Below are 16763 nucleotides of genomic sequence, written 5' to 3' on the forward strand. Positions count from 1 at the left end.
CACCGAAGTCGCTAAAACTTCTGGTGCCTAAATCGTCATTACCGACCGTAATGATATCTGCTTTTTTCCGGTTGTTTAACCCTGATAGGCCAACCCTTTTAACTGCTGAAACTTTCTTATAAAGCTTTACTTCGTTTTGGGAGTGCAAAGGTAAAAAGAATCTTTGTACTTGCAAAAATAAAGAAGAATATTTTCTTCTTTTCTCCTTAACCCCGCTCTTCGCTTTATCCTTTCCCGCTCCTCACCAGCTGGCAACCACTATTCAGATTGCCTTGGAAAAGAACACCAGAACCAAACACTTTTAAGCACGTTCTTAGTTCCATGCTATTTGCAACTTTTTTAAAGAAAAACCTGCCGTTTTTCTGACCTGATTGGGAGGACAAAGTTCAGTATTCTTTTCCGTCTCTGCAACTTCTAATCAGTATTTATTTTATTATTGTCGCTGCATGACTAAGCCATAAAGAATAAAACTTAACTATGTTAAAAACTTTATAAAGGCTAAACCCTCCTATTCTTACAACTTTCTTCCACTTTACAGACCGGTTGTCTGTTTGGGTTTGCAAAAGTAGTAATCTTTCCATCTTTTCACAACAATAGAAGATAAATATTTTTTTTAAGATTGACTTTATACGCTACCAGTTATATCTGCGCATTTATAATAAGCTAATAATGTCTTCTTTAATTATAGGATTACTAATTATAAAACATAATCCTACTTTGTCTTGCTATTACTAATATCTTAAAAAGGCACCTCCGGTACAAAGATATTTTGCCATTTAAAGCTACTAAAACCTTGGTTAATGCTTGAATAAATCTATCAATGTCTACTATCGTATATAAAAGAAGAAGCCTTGGATAATAATCCAAGGCTTCACTTAAAATTTATTTTTATCAGAATAGATAAAACAACTATTCCGCTGCTTCATCAGTAGATTTACCGGCATTTGCTTCATTGCTCATCATTCTGTCTTTCAAAGCAGAAAGGGCATCTAAATCACCAAGGGTAGAACGCTCAGAATCTTTAGGCTTCTTATTGTCACCTGGTTTAGCTGCTTTTGGAGCTTCGCCTGGCTTTCTCTTTGTGAATTTATCTGCTTTAGCTGCTTCTTCCTTCGGATCGGTATAAACGTTGGTATGTGATAAAACAATCTTGCGATCATCTTTAGAGAACTCCATTACTTTAAAGTCTAAGCTTTCGCCGGCTTCAGCAGTGGTGCCATCTTCTTTTACCAGGTTCTTTGGATAAGCAAAACCTTCAATACCGTAAGGTAATTCCAATACTGCTCCTTTATCTGATTTTTCCAGAATAGTAGCTTTATGAACAGAACCTACACTGAATAAAGTAGCGAAGGTATCCCATGGGTTTTCTTCCAGTTGCTTATGGCCTAAAGCCAGACGACGGTTAGGAGCATCCAGCTCCAGAACAACTACATCCAGGTTCTCACCTACTTTCACAAACTCCGAAGGATGTTTAATCTTCTTAGTCCAGGAAAGGTCAGAAACGTGTACTAAACCATCAACACCTTCTTCCAGCTCAATGAATAAACCAAAGTTAGTTAAGTTACGCACCACACCAGAGTGACGCGTTCCTACAGCATATTTGGTTAAAACATCTTGCTTAGTCCAAGGATCTTCGGTTAATTGCTTAATGCCTAAAGACATTTTGCGCTCATCACGATCCAATGTCAATACAACAGCTTCAATTTCATCACCTTGTTTAATGAAGTCCTGTGGGTTACGCAGGTGCTGCGACCAAGACATTTCAGAAACGTGAATCAGACCTTCCACACCAGGTAGAATTTCTAAGAAAGCGCCGTAATCAGCAACATTTACAATTTTACCTTTAACGCGTGAACCAACCGCAATTTCAGGAGAAAGTGCATCCCAAGGGTGAGGCGTTAATTGCTTCATACCTAAAGAAATCCGCTTCTTATCTTCGTCGAAGTCCAGAACAACTACGTTAACTTTCTGGTCTAACTGTAATACTTCCTGCGGATGGTTGATACGACCCCAAGAAATATCGGTAATGTGTAACAATCCATCTACACCACCCAGGTCAATAAACACCCCGAAGTTGGTCATGTTCTTGATAACACCTTCCAGTACCTGGCCTTTCTCCAGGTTATTCAGAATGGCAAAACGCTGTTGCTCCAGATCTTTCTCAATCAGGACTTTATGCGAAACTACCACGTTATCGAAAGCAGCATTAATTTTAACTACTTTCACTTCCATTTTCTTACCAACAAATACATCGAAATCCCGGATAGGCTTCACATCGATTTGTGAACCAGGTAAGAAAGCTTCTACCCCATTCAGGTCGATGATTAAACCACCCTTAGTCCGACGTCTAACCATACCTTCCAGTATAGTGTCATGCTCTAAGGCTTTATAAATATTATCCCAGGCTTTAACAATTTTCGCTTTCTTACGCGATAATATTAACTGGCCATTTGGATCTTCCTGGTCTTCAATGAAAACTTCTACTTCATCACCGATTTTCAGGTCGGGCTGATCCCGGAATTCAGAAATAGGCACTAACCCATCTGATTTGAAGCCGATGTTCAGGATAACATCACGATCGGTAATACCTACTACTGTTCCTTTGATTACTTCTTCTTCCTGAACAGTGTTAAGGGTATCACCATACATTTTTTCTAACTCGGCACGCTCAGACTTGGAGTAATTGCCACCGAATTTCTGAGACTCAAATTCGTCCCAGTTAAAATCGTCATTTGCACTCATGCGTTATTTTGCTCTGGTAATAAAACCGGAAGCCGAGCATACCACCGGCCGGTTTGGTTAGACAAATCTTTGCACCTGCAAAGCCCATTCATTTTGAATGAGCGGCAAAGATAGCTGATTATCAATAATAAAAAAATATATTAGGCAGGAAGGTAATAGGAAATGGACTAAAAACTTATAAATTTTAAGCTTTATTAGGGGTTTAAAGGTAGTTTTAATTTTGCGAAGACAATTTTTAAGGTGTTTTAAAGCTATATACTAAGAGAGCTTAAAAACGAACACTAACCGAAATATAAAACCAGCTTTATTTTTCTTTCACCCGGAGGTATACTTCCCAGTTCTGATCAAAATTACCTGCGTGAGCCGCCAGGAATGCGGTAAGCGAGGGCTTCTTAGGCTTTTGCTTCAAGGTTAAACCCGCTTCTTCGGGTGTGCGGTCGCCTTTTTTAGTATTACAACGCATGCAGGCAGTAGCCAGATTGGTCCAGCTGGAATTGCCACCTCTGGATTTAGGAACCAGGTGATCGAGCGTAAGATTTTTGGTAGAGCCGCAATACAGGCATTGATACTGATCGCGCTTCATAACATTATGCCGGCTTAAAGAAATACCTTTATAAGGCACATGCACATAACGCTGTAACCGGATGATTGAGGGTGCTGGATAAATCTTGCTGATGGTGCGTAAAATAGCTGATTCAGACTTATGAACTAATTCAGCCTTTTCTAAATATAACAGCACAAAAGCTTTTTGTATACTACAAAGAGCTAGCGCCGTAAAATCCTGATTTAATATTAATACCTTCTGATCCATAACTAATTAAACTCTTCTAACTTACAAAAAGAATCTAAAAGTACAAGTCAGTTCAGGGGTAAATTGAAAAAAAAATTACATTAACAACCCGGTACAAAACCAAATCTGCTTTCCTCCTGATAGGTTGGCATTATTGTGAATTTATACGAAAACTAAAGCGTAGATTGCAGGGAAGCTTAAATTATTGGAGGCGTAATTATAAATTAGGAAAAATACGCTTAATTATTCGTAACCGATGCGTATACCGCTGGCGGTTGGCGTTGTAAATACCCTGGTGGTCAAGTGTATCAATACGAACTTCGCCGTGCGCATGAATAATTTGGTTTCCTTCCAGCATTAAACCAACGTGCACAATGCGTTCTTCTGCATTATCAAAAAAGGCCAAATCGCCGGGTTTGGTTTGAGAAGCAAAATGAACCTCTTCACCGTGCGCTACCTGCTGCCAGGCATCGCGGGGCAACTGATAATTACAAATGCCATAAACCTGCTGTACAAAACCGGAGCAATCTAAGCCAAATACGGTACGGCCTCCCCAAACATAAGGTGCCTTTAGAAAAGTCCGGGCAATATTTAAAAGGAATCGTGCATCTGCCACTGAATTAACATCACCGCTCCGACCATTAAATATTAGGCTCTGGTGGCCCAATTTAATATTATTACCATCGAAAAAAGGTAAAATACTCCCTATTAATATAGGTATACCTAATTCATTATCAGTAACTAATCCTACCATATCCAACGAACGGGGATGCGGCTGTTTTTGCCATTCTGAAAAATAATTGGCAGAGACCGGAAAGTTTTGCTTGAAATCAATCCATCCTTCGTAGCTATCAGCCGCGTTTTGTACCCGCAACCAATTTCCTTCCCGGTTTAAAATAGTGTAACATTCACCAAAAAGAAGTTCTGTTATTAATTCGCTTTTGTCACTGGGGTCATTCCTAACAGGCACATGGCTTAAAGCACAAATTCCGTAATCCACTGGTTGAGATATTAAATGTTGGATATAAAATATTAGGTTATATTTGTTGAAAATATTTACCTAAAAACCTGATATCGGGCTTACAATTTTAATTATTTAATTAGTTAAAAGTAAAAAAAAAGTCGCTAAAAGCGTTCGCGCTGCATTTCGCGTTTTACATCCCGCTCTTTAATATCTTCGCGCTTATCAAACAGTTTCTTTCCTTTGGCTAAGGCAATATCAACTTTGGCAAAACCGCGGTCATTAATAAAAAGCCGCGTTGGAATTATTGTGGTCCCCTGTTCTTCCGATTTCTTGCGGAGCTGGTTCAGTTCCTTTTTATTTAACAGCAATTTGCGTGCTCGTGTTGGTTCGTGGTTGTTGTAGGTGCCTTCGGTAAATTTAGCAATATGCACCTGGTTCAGCCAAAGCTCGCCGCTCAAAAACGCGCAGAAACCATCGGTTAAGTTCACGTTTCCCTCGCGCACCGATTTTATTTCGGTACCGGTAAGCATTATTCCAGCCGTATATTTATTTAAAAAGTGGTATTCGTACGAAGCCCGGCGATTTTGAATATTTACCGTTTTCTTAATTCTTTCTTTATCTGTTGCCATTTATGCCCGCTTTGGGTTCAAAAGTTTAGCTAATTTTTCTTTTTTCAAAATTTTCTACCTGGTTTCACCTTCAGCAATAACGCTGGTCCCTACAGTAGCTCCTACCGAACATACCAATTCGTTCCTATTTATTTTCTGCACGGTAGCCGTAACTGTAATCTGGTCGCCGGGGATTTCCGGATGTTTATGGTTGATTATTAAGCCAGTACCTGTGCCTTCCTCATCCGTATCTTTTATATCCAAAATAAATAATCTGGAAGCCCACTCCAGCGCCAGCGCAAACGTAGAACAAACCGCCTCAATAACTTCCCCATTAACCGGGTAAAGTCTTCTTCTGTTACGATTTTCTGAAAAATACTGGTGTCGCCAAATAACAGATTTTGCTTCATTAAAGAAGTTTGTAATGTATTGGTAAAGCTTTACAGTTAAGCTTTACTTAAAATAAAAATAATACGGCCAATATTAAATAAAAAAGGATTAATTTTAATTAAAGCTATTTCATCAACAGAGTCTGCTATCGGCCTTTAATACAAATAGTTATAAGGCGATTCTAAGCCGGGGATCCGGACTGGCGTATTGGTCTGCAAATTCGCCGGCCAAATACTTAAAATGTGCCGTCATAACAACCATAGCCGCATTATCGGTGCAATACTGAAAGGCCGGGATGTACGTATTCCACTTATATTTATTTGCATATTCCTGCATGGTTTGCCGTAAACCCGAGTTAGCCGATACCCCACCAGCAATAGCAATCTCTTTGATACCCGTTTCTTTGGCCGCTAAAACTAGTTTTTTCATTAACGTCTGAATCAAAGCTTGCTGAATGCTGGCGCAAATATCCGGCAAATGCGCCTGAATGAAGTTTGGATTAGCTTGGGTATTATTTTTAATAAAATTTAAAATAGAGGTTTTAATGCCGCTAAAAGAAAAATTGAAATCAGGCATATTTACCACCGGAAAAGAATAGGCATTGGGGTTACCGGTTTGCGCCAGTTTATCCAGCATAGGCCCGCCGGGGTACGGTAGCCCCAACAGTTTGGCTGATTTATCGAAGGCTTCGCCTACGGCATCGTCGGTGGTTTGGCCCAATACCTGCATCTCCAAATAATTTTTTACCAATACAATCTGGGTATGGCCACCGCTTACCGTCAGGCAAAGAAAAGGGAATTGGGGCTTGGGCTCCTCTATAAAATGTGCCAGAATATGCGCCTGCATGTGGTTTACCTCTATAATTGGAATATTTAAACCCAGCGCAAACGATTTGGCAAAAGAACAGCCTACTAACAAGGCTCCCAATAGGCCGGGGCCGCGGGTAAATGCCACCGCGTTTAACTCACTTTTTGTTATATTTGCCGTAAGCAAAGCCTGAGAAACAACGGGAATAATATTTTGTTCGTGGGCCCGCGAAGCCAGTTCGGGCACTACACCACCGTATTTTTCGTGAACAGCTTGCGTTGCTACAATATTGGCCAGTATTTTGCCGTCTTTAAATACAGCGGCCGAGGTATCGTCGCAGGAAGATTCAATTGCTAAAATAGTAGGACTCATATTTAATTGGAAAACCAGCATAACAGGTGGCAGCAAGCCGGAAAACTTTTTCTGAAAATTATTTTCGGACTAATACTGTTTTTGCTGTTGTTGGCCGGTATTATATTAATCGCCATTCGCATCCCGTCTGTACAAACCAAACTGGTCCACGAGGCTTCCGAAATATTATCTGAAAAACTCGGGCACGAGGTAAGCATCGAACGGGTGGATGTGCAGTTTTTCAACCGGGTAATTTTAGACAAAGTTAAGGTACTCGATTATAAGAACGAAGCATTATTTTACGTAGGTCAACTACAAGCCGACATCAGCTTCTTTAATATTTTCGAACCAAACCGGTTACATATTTCTACTCTAACTTTGCAAAAGCCCCAGGCCAACCTGGTTCGCTACAAAGGCACCGATTCTTTTAACCTTAGTTCGTTTCTGAAAGCCATTAATAATTTAATGGTAAAAAAAGATAACACCACTACCAAGAAACCTTTCGAGTTTAACATTGATGCTGTTGCCATTAATAATGGCCGCTTTACGTACTACGACCAAAACAAAACCACTGCCCCGGCCGCCGGCGAAGTTGATTACAAATATTTAATTGCCGATAGTATTTCGGGGCGCTTCTCCGAAATAAAGTTGGGCGATACCCTTCGGGTGAAGATAGATGATTTGCAAACCACCGAAACCCGCAGCAATACCCGGCTACACGAGTTAAGCGCCCGAATGGCCTTTGCTCCTACTTTCTGGGAGTTTGATAAGGTACTGTTACGCTTAGGAAAAAGCCATTTAAAAGATTACATCCGGTTTGATTACCGCACTTTTGGCAATTTTACCCAATTCAACGATAGTGTAAAAGTTACCGCCAATTTAAAAGCCGCCCAGGTTTATGCCAGAGATGTGGCCCGCTTTGTGCCGCAGGCGAAAAATTTAAACGACAGCATCCTTTTTACCGGTGAACTGGAAGGAAAACTAAAACGGTTTCACGCCAATAAACTCGATGTGCACTATGGCCGGAACACGCATATTGTGGGCAACCTGAATGCTAGCGGCTTGCCCAACATCCGGGAAGCTTTTATTGAACTGCAACTAAAACCCTCGGTGGTAAACGCCCGCGATCTGCAAAAATATATTCCTAAAAAATCTTATGACATTGCGCAGCGGCTCGGCACTGTAAAGTTATCCGGCAACTTCCTGGGTTTTTACAACGACTTTGTAGCCAATGGCACCTTCCAGACGGCTTTGGGCAATGTAGTATCCGACATTAACCTGAAAATTAATCCGAAAACCCAACTTTCTTCTTACAGTGGATATTTGCGCACGAATAATTTTGACGTGGGCAAGCTCATTGGCAACAGCCGGTTAATTTCTAATATTTCGATAGATGGGCGGGTAAAAGGGGTTGGCTTTGATGTAAATACCGCCCGGGTGCAACTCGATGCCACAATTAATGGTGTTAATCTGTACGGCTATAATTACCGCAACATTAAAACCAAGGCTACCCTAAGCCGCCAGAATTTTTCCGGTAACATTACCATCCGCGACCCAAATATTAACCTCACCGCCACCGGCGATGTAAACTTAAACCAGCAAAGCCCTTCTTTTGATTTAGTCGCTGATATTCAACACCTAGACTTAAGAGCGCTGAAGTTTACCAAAGAAGCCATTAGTCTGCAAACCAAGGCTACCGTAGATTTTAGTGGCCTGAAGCTGGATAATATAACCGGGCGGGCTTACTTTGCCAATACTATTTTAAAGCTTAACGATTACGTGGTACCGACTGATTCGGTAGTGCTCATCTCCCAACTGCAAAATAACCAGCGTAGCCTACAAATATTATCCGATGTAGCCGATATTAACGCCACCGGCACCTGGGATTATACCGTTCTGTTCCGCGATTTGAGCACTTTAATTCACGAGTACCGGCTTAATTTCGAAAGTAACCCCACGGCATTGGCCGCTTACTACCAGCATAAAAAGCGCACTATTTTACCGGAATACGAATTAACGTACAAAATAAACCTGAAAGATTTTAACGGCATTATCAAGGCATTTGTACCCAACCTGGGTATTTCCGATAACGCTAACCTGGAAGGAAGCTTTCGCCAGGGCTCTAATGCTATTTTTAGCTTTTATGCCCACACCGATACTTTGTACTATGGCAAAAACCAGTTCCTACTCAACGATCTGGAACTAAATACTTCTAAGCTGCCTTACTCGCCCGACGTACTGGCCAACGTTATCATAAATTCGCGGCAGCAAATATTAAAGCCCGGCGGCAACACCGAAAATCTTTACCTGGAAGGCGTTTGGAGTGAAAGAGCCATTCAGTTTACCTCTAACATTGCCCAGGTAAACTCTACCAATCAGGCCAATATCAGCGGCAATCTAACCTTCTTAAATAATAAGCTCCAAATTGTTTTTAACACTTCTAACGTAAATGTATTGGGCAAGGCCTGGCATATCACGCCCAATAATACTATTGAAATCTCCGGATTGGGCAAAGAAATAAATTTCGAGGATTTTGTGATTTCCCACGAAAACCAACGGATTAGCATAGCAGGAATGCTTTCGCAAAATCCGGAAAAGACTTTGCAGGTTCAGATAGATAATTTCCGGCTAGAAAACCTTAACCCGCTCTTCACCAGCCGCTTCAAAGGTATATTAAATGCGCAGCTTTCGGCCCGCGATGTTTACCGGCAAGCCATTCTGACGAGCAACTTAACCGCCGATTCAGTTTACCTGAACGATTATTTTGTGGGACAAATTGCCGGTACCTCCGAGTGGGATAACCCCGGCAACCGCCTGGGCGTGGATGTGGGCATTTCCCGTGAAAATTTAAAAGTGCTGCACGTAACCGGCTACTACTATCCGAAAGAAGAAAACAACCAGATTGATTTGCTGGCCATCATGGATGATGCCCCGGTAAAACTGGTGGAACCTTTATTAAATACCTTATTTGCCGATCTGTCGGGTACCATGGATGGCCGGTTACAAATTACCGGGCGTTTAGCCGGCCCTAATCTTTCGGGCTCAGCTTTGGTTTCGAATGGCCGGTTCACGTTTAAATACCTGAACACAACTTATACTTTCTCGGACCGGATTTATTTTACCCAAAACGATATTACTTTCCGGGATGTTAAATTGTACGACCCCCTAAACAATGTGGGCACGGTTAGCGGCAGTATAATTCACCAGGGTTTCAAAAATATGATTCTGGATTTGCGCGGTGAATTCCGGCGGTTTATGGTACTTAACACCACCCGCGAACAAAACCAGTTATACTACGGCACGGCCGTTGCCACCGGGTCTGCTACGGTTTTAGGTGCGCCTTCTAACCTGCAAATAAATATTGATGCCCGCAGCGAGGCCGGTACCCGTCTTTCTATTCCGCTTGATAACAACAGCACCGTTTCCCGCCAAAACTTTATCCGGTTTATAAACCGCAATGTTCCCGATTCTTCGTCGGCAGTGCCCATCGCGGTGTCTAACCAAGTAGATTTATCGGGCATTAACCTGAACTTTAATTTGCAGATTACCCCCGATGCTTACATGGAAATTATTCTGGACCAAACATCCGGCGACATGGTAAGGGGTTCGGGTAACGGCCGCATCCGCATGAATATTGATACCCGCGGCGAGTTTACCATGGATGGGCAGGTAGAAATTACCCGGGGCGCTTATAACTTTACGCTTTATAATATTATAAACAAGGAATTTACCATTCGGCCCGGCGGCACTATTACCTGGAACGGCGACCCTTATGCCGGTATTATGAATATTACCGCCACTTACACCCAAAACGTTACCATACCGCAAAGCTTGGTAAACAATGACGAGACTTTATCTAATGTGCGGATTCCGGTTACGGCTGTTATGAACTTGACTGGCAATATTTTAACCCCGGAAATCAGATTAGACTTGGAATTTCAGAATGCACCTAACGATGTAGAAACCCAACTCGCCCGCGTGCTAGCCGATCTTCGGAACGACCAGGACGAACTGAACCGGCAGGTATTTAGCTTACTTATTTTAAAAAGACTATCGGATAGAAACAACTTTGGCAGTAACGCCCTGGAAGCCGGTATTACCGGTAGTTTAAGCGAACTGGTAACAAACCAACTCGGCAACTTTTTGTCGCAGGTAGATTCTAATCTGGAGGTTGATATTGGCATTAATTCGTCGGACCCGAACGCCAGCGCCTTAGACCAGGTAGCCTTGCGCAACCTGCAGGTTAGGTTAAGTTATAGCTTACTCGAAGGACGGCTGCGGGTTACCCGCGAAGGCGGCCTCAACAATGGCAACTATAACAATACTACCTCCGATAATTTTTATGGCACCACCAGCACCCTGGCCGGCGACTGGCGGGTAGAATATTACCTGGGCCAGAACGGGAAGCTGCGCCTGCGGATGGAATATATTACCTCGCAGCGCCGTTTTGCCAGCACCACCAACACGGCCACCACTAACATCAGTTTGCTGCATACCGAACAATTTAACCGGTTCAGCGAATTATTTGCCCGCAAAAGAGTACGCCGGCGCTATTTACAGCATGAGCGGGAAAAAATAATTTTAGACTCCGATATCCGTTACGATGATATTAAATAATTGCAAAGAATTATAAAGCGGTTTTGGTTGTGGTATTTATTCTTAATTTTGCAGCACCGCGGAAAATATGGCAAGAGATCAGTTAAAACCCACTCGTAAAAAAAAATTAGGCAGCTACCCGTATGCAATGGTAATATTTAGCATAACGCTGGCTTTATTTGTTATTGGGTTGTTTGGCATTCTGCTGATTCATGCGGGCAGGCTCTCAAATATTGTAAAACAAAGCATCGAGGTGCAGGTTTACCTGGAACGTAACCTAACCGAAACCCAACTGGTGGCGGTGCAGAACCGCCTGGCTAAGAAAGAATTTATTGCTTACGAAGGCAGTAAAGCCCAAATCAAGTTCTTTTCCAAAGAAGAAGGCGCCAAGGAATTTATAAAGGAAACCGGCGAAGATTTCCTCAACTTTTTAGGGGAAAATCCTTTACGCGATGCGTATATTTTAAATATCGGAGCAGATTTTGCCACTTCGACCAGCCTCAAAAAAATTAAAACCGAGTTAGAAAATATTCCGGGGGTGTACGAGGTGCAGTACGTAGAAAGCCTCATCGACTCCATTAACAGTAATATTCAGAAATTAAGCATAATTTTGCTGAGCTTTGCCGCTATTCTGGTGCTAGCCGTTATTATCCTGATTAATAACACCTTAAAATTGGCTTTGTTTTCGCAGCGGTTTTTAATCCGAAGCATGCAATTGGTGGGCGCCACGCCAGGTTTTATTCAGCGGCCTTTCCTGAACCGGGCTACCTGGCAAGGCTTGGTTAGTGGTTTGCTGGCTTCTATTATGCTGCTGGGGCTGCTACAATATGCCTATTACCAGATTAACGAATTGTACGTATTACGCGACGAAATTCAGATTGGTATTTTACTGTTATTTCTGGTAGTATTGGGAAGCATTTTAGGCTTTATCAGCTCATACCGGGCCATCAAAAAATACCTGGGCATGTCGTTAGATGAGCTATATTAAGTTACGATTGTTTGGTGTTTGATTATTCAAAGTTCGATAATGGATTTTATATTTTGTTTCACATAAAATTATTATTTCTTCTCTCGACCTTTAAATTACTTTTATTATCGAACATCGAACAAGCTAATATCGAATATCTATTAAAATAAATGGAAGATAAAAACAACTTTGCTTTCGGTAGAAAAAATTATTTATTGATGTTTCTGGGCCTCGCCTTCCTGGCTGTTGGTTTTTTTATCATGACTTTAGATAAAGAGGCGTATGGCTTGGGCTTTATGGGACTAACCCTGGGCCCCATTGTAGTTTTTATTGGCTTCATCATCGAGTTTTTTGCCATTATGGTAAAAGATCGCAAAGACGCATAAATGACCTGGTGGCATGCTTTTGTGTTGGCCATCGTGGAGGGCTTAACCGAATTTTTGCCTGTTTCTTCTACCGGGCACATGATAATTGCTTCCAGCCTGATGGGCATCAGCAAGTTAGAATATACAAAAATGTTTACCGTAAATATTCAGTTCGGTGCTATTTTATCCGTGCTGGTTCTTTACTGGAAACGCTTTTTCCAATCTTTTGCTTTTTACAAGAAGCTGTTAATAGCCTGTATTCCGGCATTATTAATTGGTTTTTTGTTAAGCAGCATCATCGACCAGATGCTTGAAAGTGTTTTAACCGTGGCCATTTCTTTGGTAGTAGGCGGGGTTATTTTGCTTTTTGTTGACGACTGGTTTAAAAACGATCCTACCCATTCCACCCCTTCTACCAAACAAGCCTTTATAATTGGTTTAGCCCAGTGTATTGCCATGATTCCAGGAGTATCCCGCTCGGCTGCTTCTATTATCGGCGGTTTGGCCCAGGGTATTTCGCGCAAAGCATCGGCCGAATTTTCTTTCTTCCTGGCCATTCCCACCATGCTGGCCGCTGCTTCCTATAAATTTATCACCGATTTTCTGCACCTCGATATAAAAGACGACCTATTAAAATTTAACCGACCTAAGATAGAAGCCGCTTTAAGCCAGCTTACCGTAGAAGATTTAAAAGTTCTATTATTTGGCAATGCCGTGGCTTTTGTGGTGGCCATGCTGGCGATTAAATTTTTTATCGGCTTTTTAACCAAATATGGGTTTAAAGTTTTTGGGTATTACCGTATTATCGTGGGAGTTTTAATATTGGTGTTGCTGGCGATGGGTGTGAAACTGGAGGTTGTTTAATGGAAATAGATTACGAAAACGGACAAATATTATTAGTTAACAAGCCCCTCACCTGGACTTCTTTTGATGTGGTGAAAAAGGTGCGGAACATTCTCCGGATAAAAAAAATCGGTCACGCCGGCACTTTAGACCCGCTCGCCGAAGGCTTACTGATACTTTGCACTGGTAAATTCACCAAAAAAATAGAAGAAATTCAGGCCCAGGAAAAAGAATATACCGGCCATTTTACGCTGGGCCAAACTACGCCCTCTTTCGATCTGGAAACCGAAGTAGATCAAACCCGGGATATTGGTAACTTGACGAAAGAGCAGATACAGGCGGCTGCCCAAAGTTTTGAAGGAATAATTGAGCAAACGCCCCCCCTTTATTCAGCGGTAAAAATAAACGGCGAACGGGCTTATACCCTGGCCCGTCGGGGCGATAGTGCCGAAATAAAAGCCAAACAAATTGAGATAAAAGCGTTTGAAATTACCGGGGTCGAATTACCACTGGTTTCGTTTCGGGTAGTTTGCTCTAAAGGCACGTACATCCGCAGCCTGGCCCGCGACTTTGGCGAAAAGCTGGACTGCGGCGCGCATTTATCTAAACTGGTTCGTACCCGTATTGGTCCTTACGAGTTAAGCCACGCCCTTACCGTGGATGATATTTTTCAGCTTCGGAAAAAACAATTAGAAGATGAAAGTCATTCGTGATTTGGCCGATTTTCCGGTGCTGCCGCAGGCGGTGGTTACCAGCGGCACCTTCGACGGGGTACACCTGGGCCACCAGAAAATAATAGAACGGCTCCTGGAAATTACCCGCGCGACCAACGGGCAGAGTGTGGTGGTAACGTACTGGCCGCATCCCCGGCTGGTGTTACAAGCCCAGGACCAATCCTCGCTCCAATTACTTTCCACCATTGAGGAACGCATAGAGCAACTTGCCGCCTTCCCCATCGATTACCTCCTGATAATTCCATTTACAAAAGAGTTTGCTAACTTAACTTCCGAAGAATATATCCGGAAAATATTGCTGGATTTTATTCGGACCAAAATATTTGTAATCGGTTATGACCACCGGTTTGGCAGAGGCCGCGAAGGCAACTTTGCCTATTTGCAGCAACACGCACCATTATTTGGCTTCCAGGTAGAAGAAATTCCGGCCCGTGATATTGATCATGTGGCGGTGAGTTCAACTAAAATCCGGAAAGCCTTGGAAAGTGGCAATATTGCTATGGCCAACGCTTACCTGGGCCGGCCTTACGCTTTAACCGGCAAAGTTGACCGGGGCCGTCAGTTGGGCCGCACCATTGGCTACCCTACTGCCAACATCGCTGTTAACGATCCGCATAAACAAATTCCGGGTCAGGGTATTTATGCCGTTCGGGTAAAAGTAGAAGGCCAGCTATACGGAGGTATGCTGAGTATCGGCACCAACCCAACCGTAGGTGGCACCGAACAAACCATAGAAGTCAATATTTTTAATTTCAGCCAGGATATTTACGAACAGGAAATAACTATTTATATTATAGCGTACATCCGGGAAGAAAGAAACTTACCGGGCCTGGAAGCGTTAAAAGAACAACTCCACCAGGATCAGGAAGCAGCCTTAGCGTTGTTAAATCAGAAATTATAAACTATATTACTTTTTTAATCTTCTTTAGTATGATTAATAAAGTAGTGCCTTCCGTTCAGGCTGCCCTTCACGATTTATTTGATGGCGCCACCATCATGTTAGGTGGTTTTGGCTTGTGTGGTATTCCCGAAAACGCCATTGCTGAATTAATCCGGCTTGATGTTAAAAATCTAACCTGCATTTCTAATAACGCCGGCGTTGATGATTTTGGCTTGGGCTTGCTCCTGAAAAAAAGGCAGGTTAAGAAAATGATTGCCTCCTATGTCGGCGAAAATGCGGAGTTTGAAAGACAATTATTATCAGGTGAATTAGAAGTTGATTTAATTCCGCAGGGTACATTGGCCGAACGCATCCGGGCGGGAGGCGCAGGTATTCCCGCTTTTTTTACCCCGGCCGGCTTCGGTACCGAAGTGGGCGAAGGCAAAGAAGCCCGTGAGTTTAACGGCAAAATGTATTTACTTGAATCGTGGCTAAAAGCAGACTTTGCTTTAATTAAAGCCTGGAAGGGTGACACGGCCGGCAACCTTATTTATAAAGGAACCGCCCGCAACTTCAATCCCCTGATGGCCACCGCCGGTAAAATTACCATTGCCGAGGTTGAAGAACTACTGCCCGCCGGTTCTCTCGACCCTAACCAAATTCATACGCCCGGAATTTTTGTCCAACGCATTTTCCAGGGCCAGCACTACGAAAAACGCATTGAGCAACGAACGATCCGAAGGATGGAGTAATGTGCTAATTGTTTAATGTGCTGATGTGCTAATTAGGTAATGGGCTGACATTTGAACAAATAGGTAAATATATATCTAAGAATGAATGGTTCTTTAAAGCTAAATATCTGATTTTATACCTAGGTTAAAAATGAGGTTTAAGGAACTCACTTGTGTCGTTCAGGAGGAAACTTATCCGTGATCGGCTAACGAGTTTCCTCCTGAATGACACGAGTGGATTTCTTGAACGCTACCTGTTAAATTTTCTTTAAGATTAGACGGTTATTCGTTTGTAAATCAGTACATTAAAAAATTAGCATATTAAAAACATGGCTTTAGATAAAAACGGAATTGCTAAACGGATTGCGCAGGAACTGAAAGATGGTTATTATGTAAACCTCGGCATTGGCATCCCGACCTTAGTTGCTAATTATATTCCGGCCGAAATGAATGTAGTACTGCAGTCGGAAAATGGTTTGCTGGGCATGGGGCCTTTCCCGACGGAAGAAGAAGTGGATGCTGATTTGATAAATGCCGGCAAGCAAACCGTTACCACATTACCCGGTTCTTCGCTGTTTAACTCGGCCGAAAGCTTTGGCATGATTCGCGGCGAACACATAGATTTAACCGTACTGGGGGCTATGGAAGTGTCGGAGAAGGGAGATATTGCCAATTGGAAAATACCCGGTAAAATGGTAAAAGGCATGGGCGGCGCTATGGATTTGGTAGCATCGGCCCGCAATATTATTGTGGCCATGCAGCATACGTCTAAAGACGGCCAAAGCAAATTGTTGCCGGAATGTACCCTACCGATTACGGGTCTGCGGTGCGTAAAAAAAATTATAACCGATTTAGCGGTGCTGGATGTTACGCCAAATGGCTTTAAACTCCTGGAAAGAGCGCCCGGCGTAACGGTAGAAGAAATACAAAAAGCTACGGCCGGACAGTTAATTGTGGAAGGTGAAATTCCAGAAATTACGTTTTAAAAAATATCC

14 protein-coding genes are annotated in these 16763 nt (G+C 42.5%); 8 read left to right on the forward strand and 6 right to left on the reverse strand.

What is annotated here, in order from left to right; all coding sequences use genetic code 11:
• Positions 1-909 precede the first annotated feature (909 nt).
• The 6 genes from rpsA to tsaD all read right to left on the reverse strand — a co-directional run bounded on the left by rpsA (position 910) and on the right by tsaD (position 6673).
• Positions 910-2742, reverse strand: coding sequence for a 30S ribosomal protein S1 (gene rpsA, locus AAE02nite_RS22230; protein ID WP_146903445.1), 1833 nt, complete (start codon positions 2740-2742; stop codon positions 910-912).
• Positions 2743-3046: 304 nt separating this feature from the next.
• Positions 3047-3553, reverse strand: a complete 507-nt coding sequence (locus tag AAE02nite_RS22235; protein ID WP_146903448.1) for an HNH endonuclease — start codon at positions 3551-3553, stop codon at positions 3047-3049.
• A 196-nt stretch (positions 3554-3749) separates the two neighbouring features.
• Positions 3750-4532: a C40 family peptidase gene (locus AAE02nite_RS22240; protein ID WP_246151219.1), complete on the reverse strand. Its 783-nt coding sequence runs from the start codon at positions 4530-4532 to the stop codon at positions 3750-3752.
• 125 nt (positions 4533-4657) lie between these two features.
• On the reverse strand, positions 4658-5125 hold the full coding sequence (smpB, locus tag AAE02nite_RS22245; protein WP_146903456.1) for an SsrA-binding protein SmpB: 468 nt from the start codon (positions 5123-5125) through the stop codon (positions 4658-4660).
• Positions 5126-5179: 54 nt separating this feature from the next.
• The gene (locus tag AAE02nite_RS27050) at positions 5180-5530 is read right to left on the reverse strand and encodes a thioesterase, FlK family (protein ID WP_371863494.1); all 351 of its coding nucleotides are present in this window, start codon (positions 5528-5530) and stop codon (positions 5180-5182) included.
• 132 nt (positions 5531-5662) lie between these two features.
• Positions 5663-6673 carry a tRNA (adenosine(37)-N6)-threonylcarbamoyltransferase complex transferase subunit TsaD gene (gene tsaD / locus AAE02nite_RS22255; protein ID WP_146903464.1) on the reverse strand — a complete coding sequence of 337 codons (1011 nt, stop codon included), beginning with the start codon at positions 6671-6673 and terminating at the stop codon, positions 5663-5665.
• A gap of 6 nt (positions 6674-6679) precedes the next feature.
• Here tsaD and AAE02nite_RS22260 point away from each other — a divergent pair, with 6 nt between their 5' ends.
• The 8 genes from AAE02nite_RS22260 to AAE02nite_RS22295 all read left to right on the forward strand — a co-directional run bounded on the left by AAE02nite_RS22260 (position 6680) and on the right by AAE02nite_RS22295 (position 16754).
• Complete coding sequence (locus AAE02nite_RS22260) at positions 6680-11269, forward strand: translocation/assembly module TamB domain-containing protein (RefSeq protein ID WP_146903467.1); 4590 nt, start codon at positions 6680-6682, stop codon at positions 11267-11269.
• A gap of 67 nt (positions 11270-11336) precedes the next feature.
• Complete coding sequence (locus AAE02nite_RS22265; RefSeq protein WP_146903470.1) at positions 11337-12236, forward strand: cell division protein FtsX; 900 nt, start codon at positions 11337-11339, stop codon at positions 12234-12236.
• A 149-nt stretch (positions 12237-12385) separates the two neighbouring features.
• Positions 12386-12601 (forward strand): DUF3098 domain-containing protein, encoded by a 216-nt coding sequence (locus AAE02nite_RS22270; protein ID WP_146903473.1) that lies wholly within the window; start codon positions 12386-12388, stop codon positions 12599-12601.
• Positions 12602-13444: an undecaprenyl-diphosphate phosphatase gene (locus AAE02nite_RS22275; protein WP_146903476.1), complete on the forward strand. Its 843-nt coding sequence runs from the start codon at positions 12602-12604 to the stop codon at positions 13442-13444.
• Entirely contained in the window at positions 13444-14136 is a 693-nt protein-coding gene (gene truB / locus AAE02nite_RS22280) for a tRNA pseudouridine(55) synthase TruB (protein WP_146903479.1), read from the forward strand. The genes AAE02nite_RS22275 and truB overlap by 1 nt, the downstream gene beginning before the upstream one ends.
• Positions 14120-15058, forward strand: a complete 939-nt coding sequence (locus tag AAE02nite_RS22285; RefSeq protein WP_146903482.1) for a bifunctional riboflavin kinase/FAD synthetase — start codon at positions 14120-14122, stop codon at positions 15056-15058. The genes truB and AAE02nite_RS22285 overlap by 17 nt, the downstream gene beginning before the upstream one ends.
• Before the next feature lie 29 nt (positions 15059-15087).
• Complete coding sequence (locus AAE02nite_RS22290) at positions 15088-15789, forward strand: CoA transferase subunit A (protein ID WP_146903485.1); 702 nt, start codon at positions 15088-15090, stop codon at positions 15787-15789.
• A 308-nt stretch (positions 15790-16097) separates the two neighbouring features.
• The gene (locus AAE02nite_RS22295) at positions 16098-16754 is read left to right on the forward strand and encodes a CoA transferase subunit B (protein ID WP_146903488.1); all 657 of its coding nucleotides are present in this window, start codon (positions 16098-16100) and stop codon (positions 16752-16754) included.
• Positions 16755-16763 lie beyond the last annotated feature (9 nt).

This window comes from Adhaeribacter aerolatus, assembly GCF_007991635.1.
GTDB classification, from domain to species: Bacteria; Bacteroidota; Bacteroidia; order Cytophagales; family Hymenobacteraceae; genus Adhaeribacter; species Adhaeribacter aerolatus.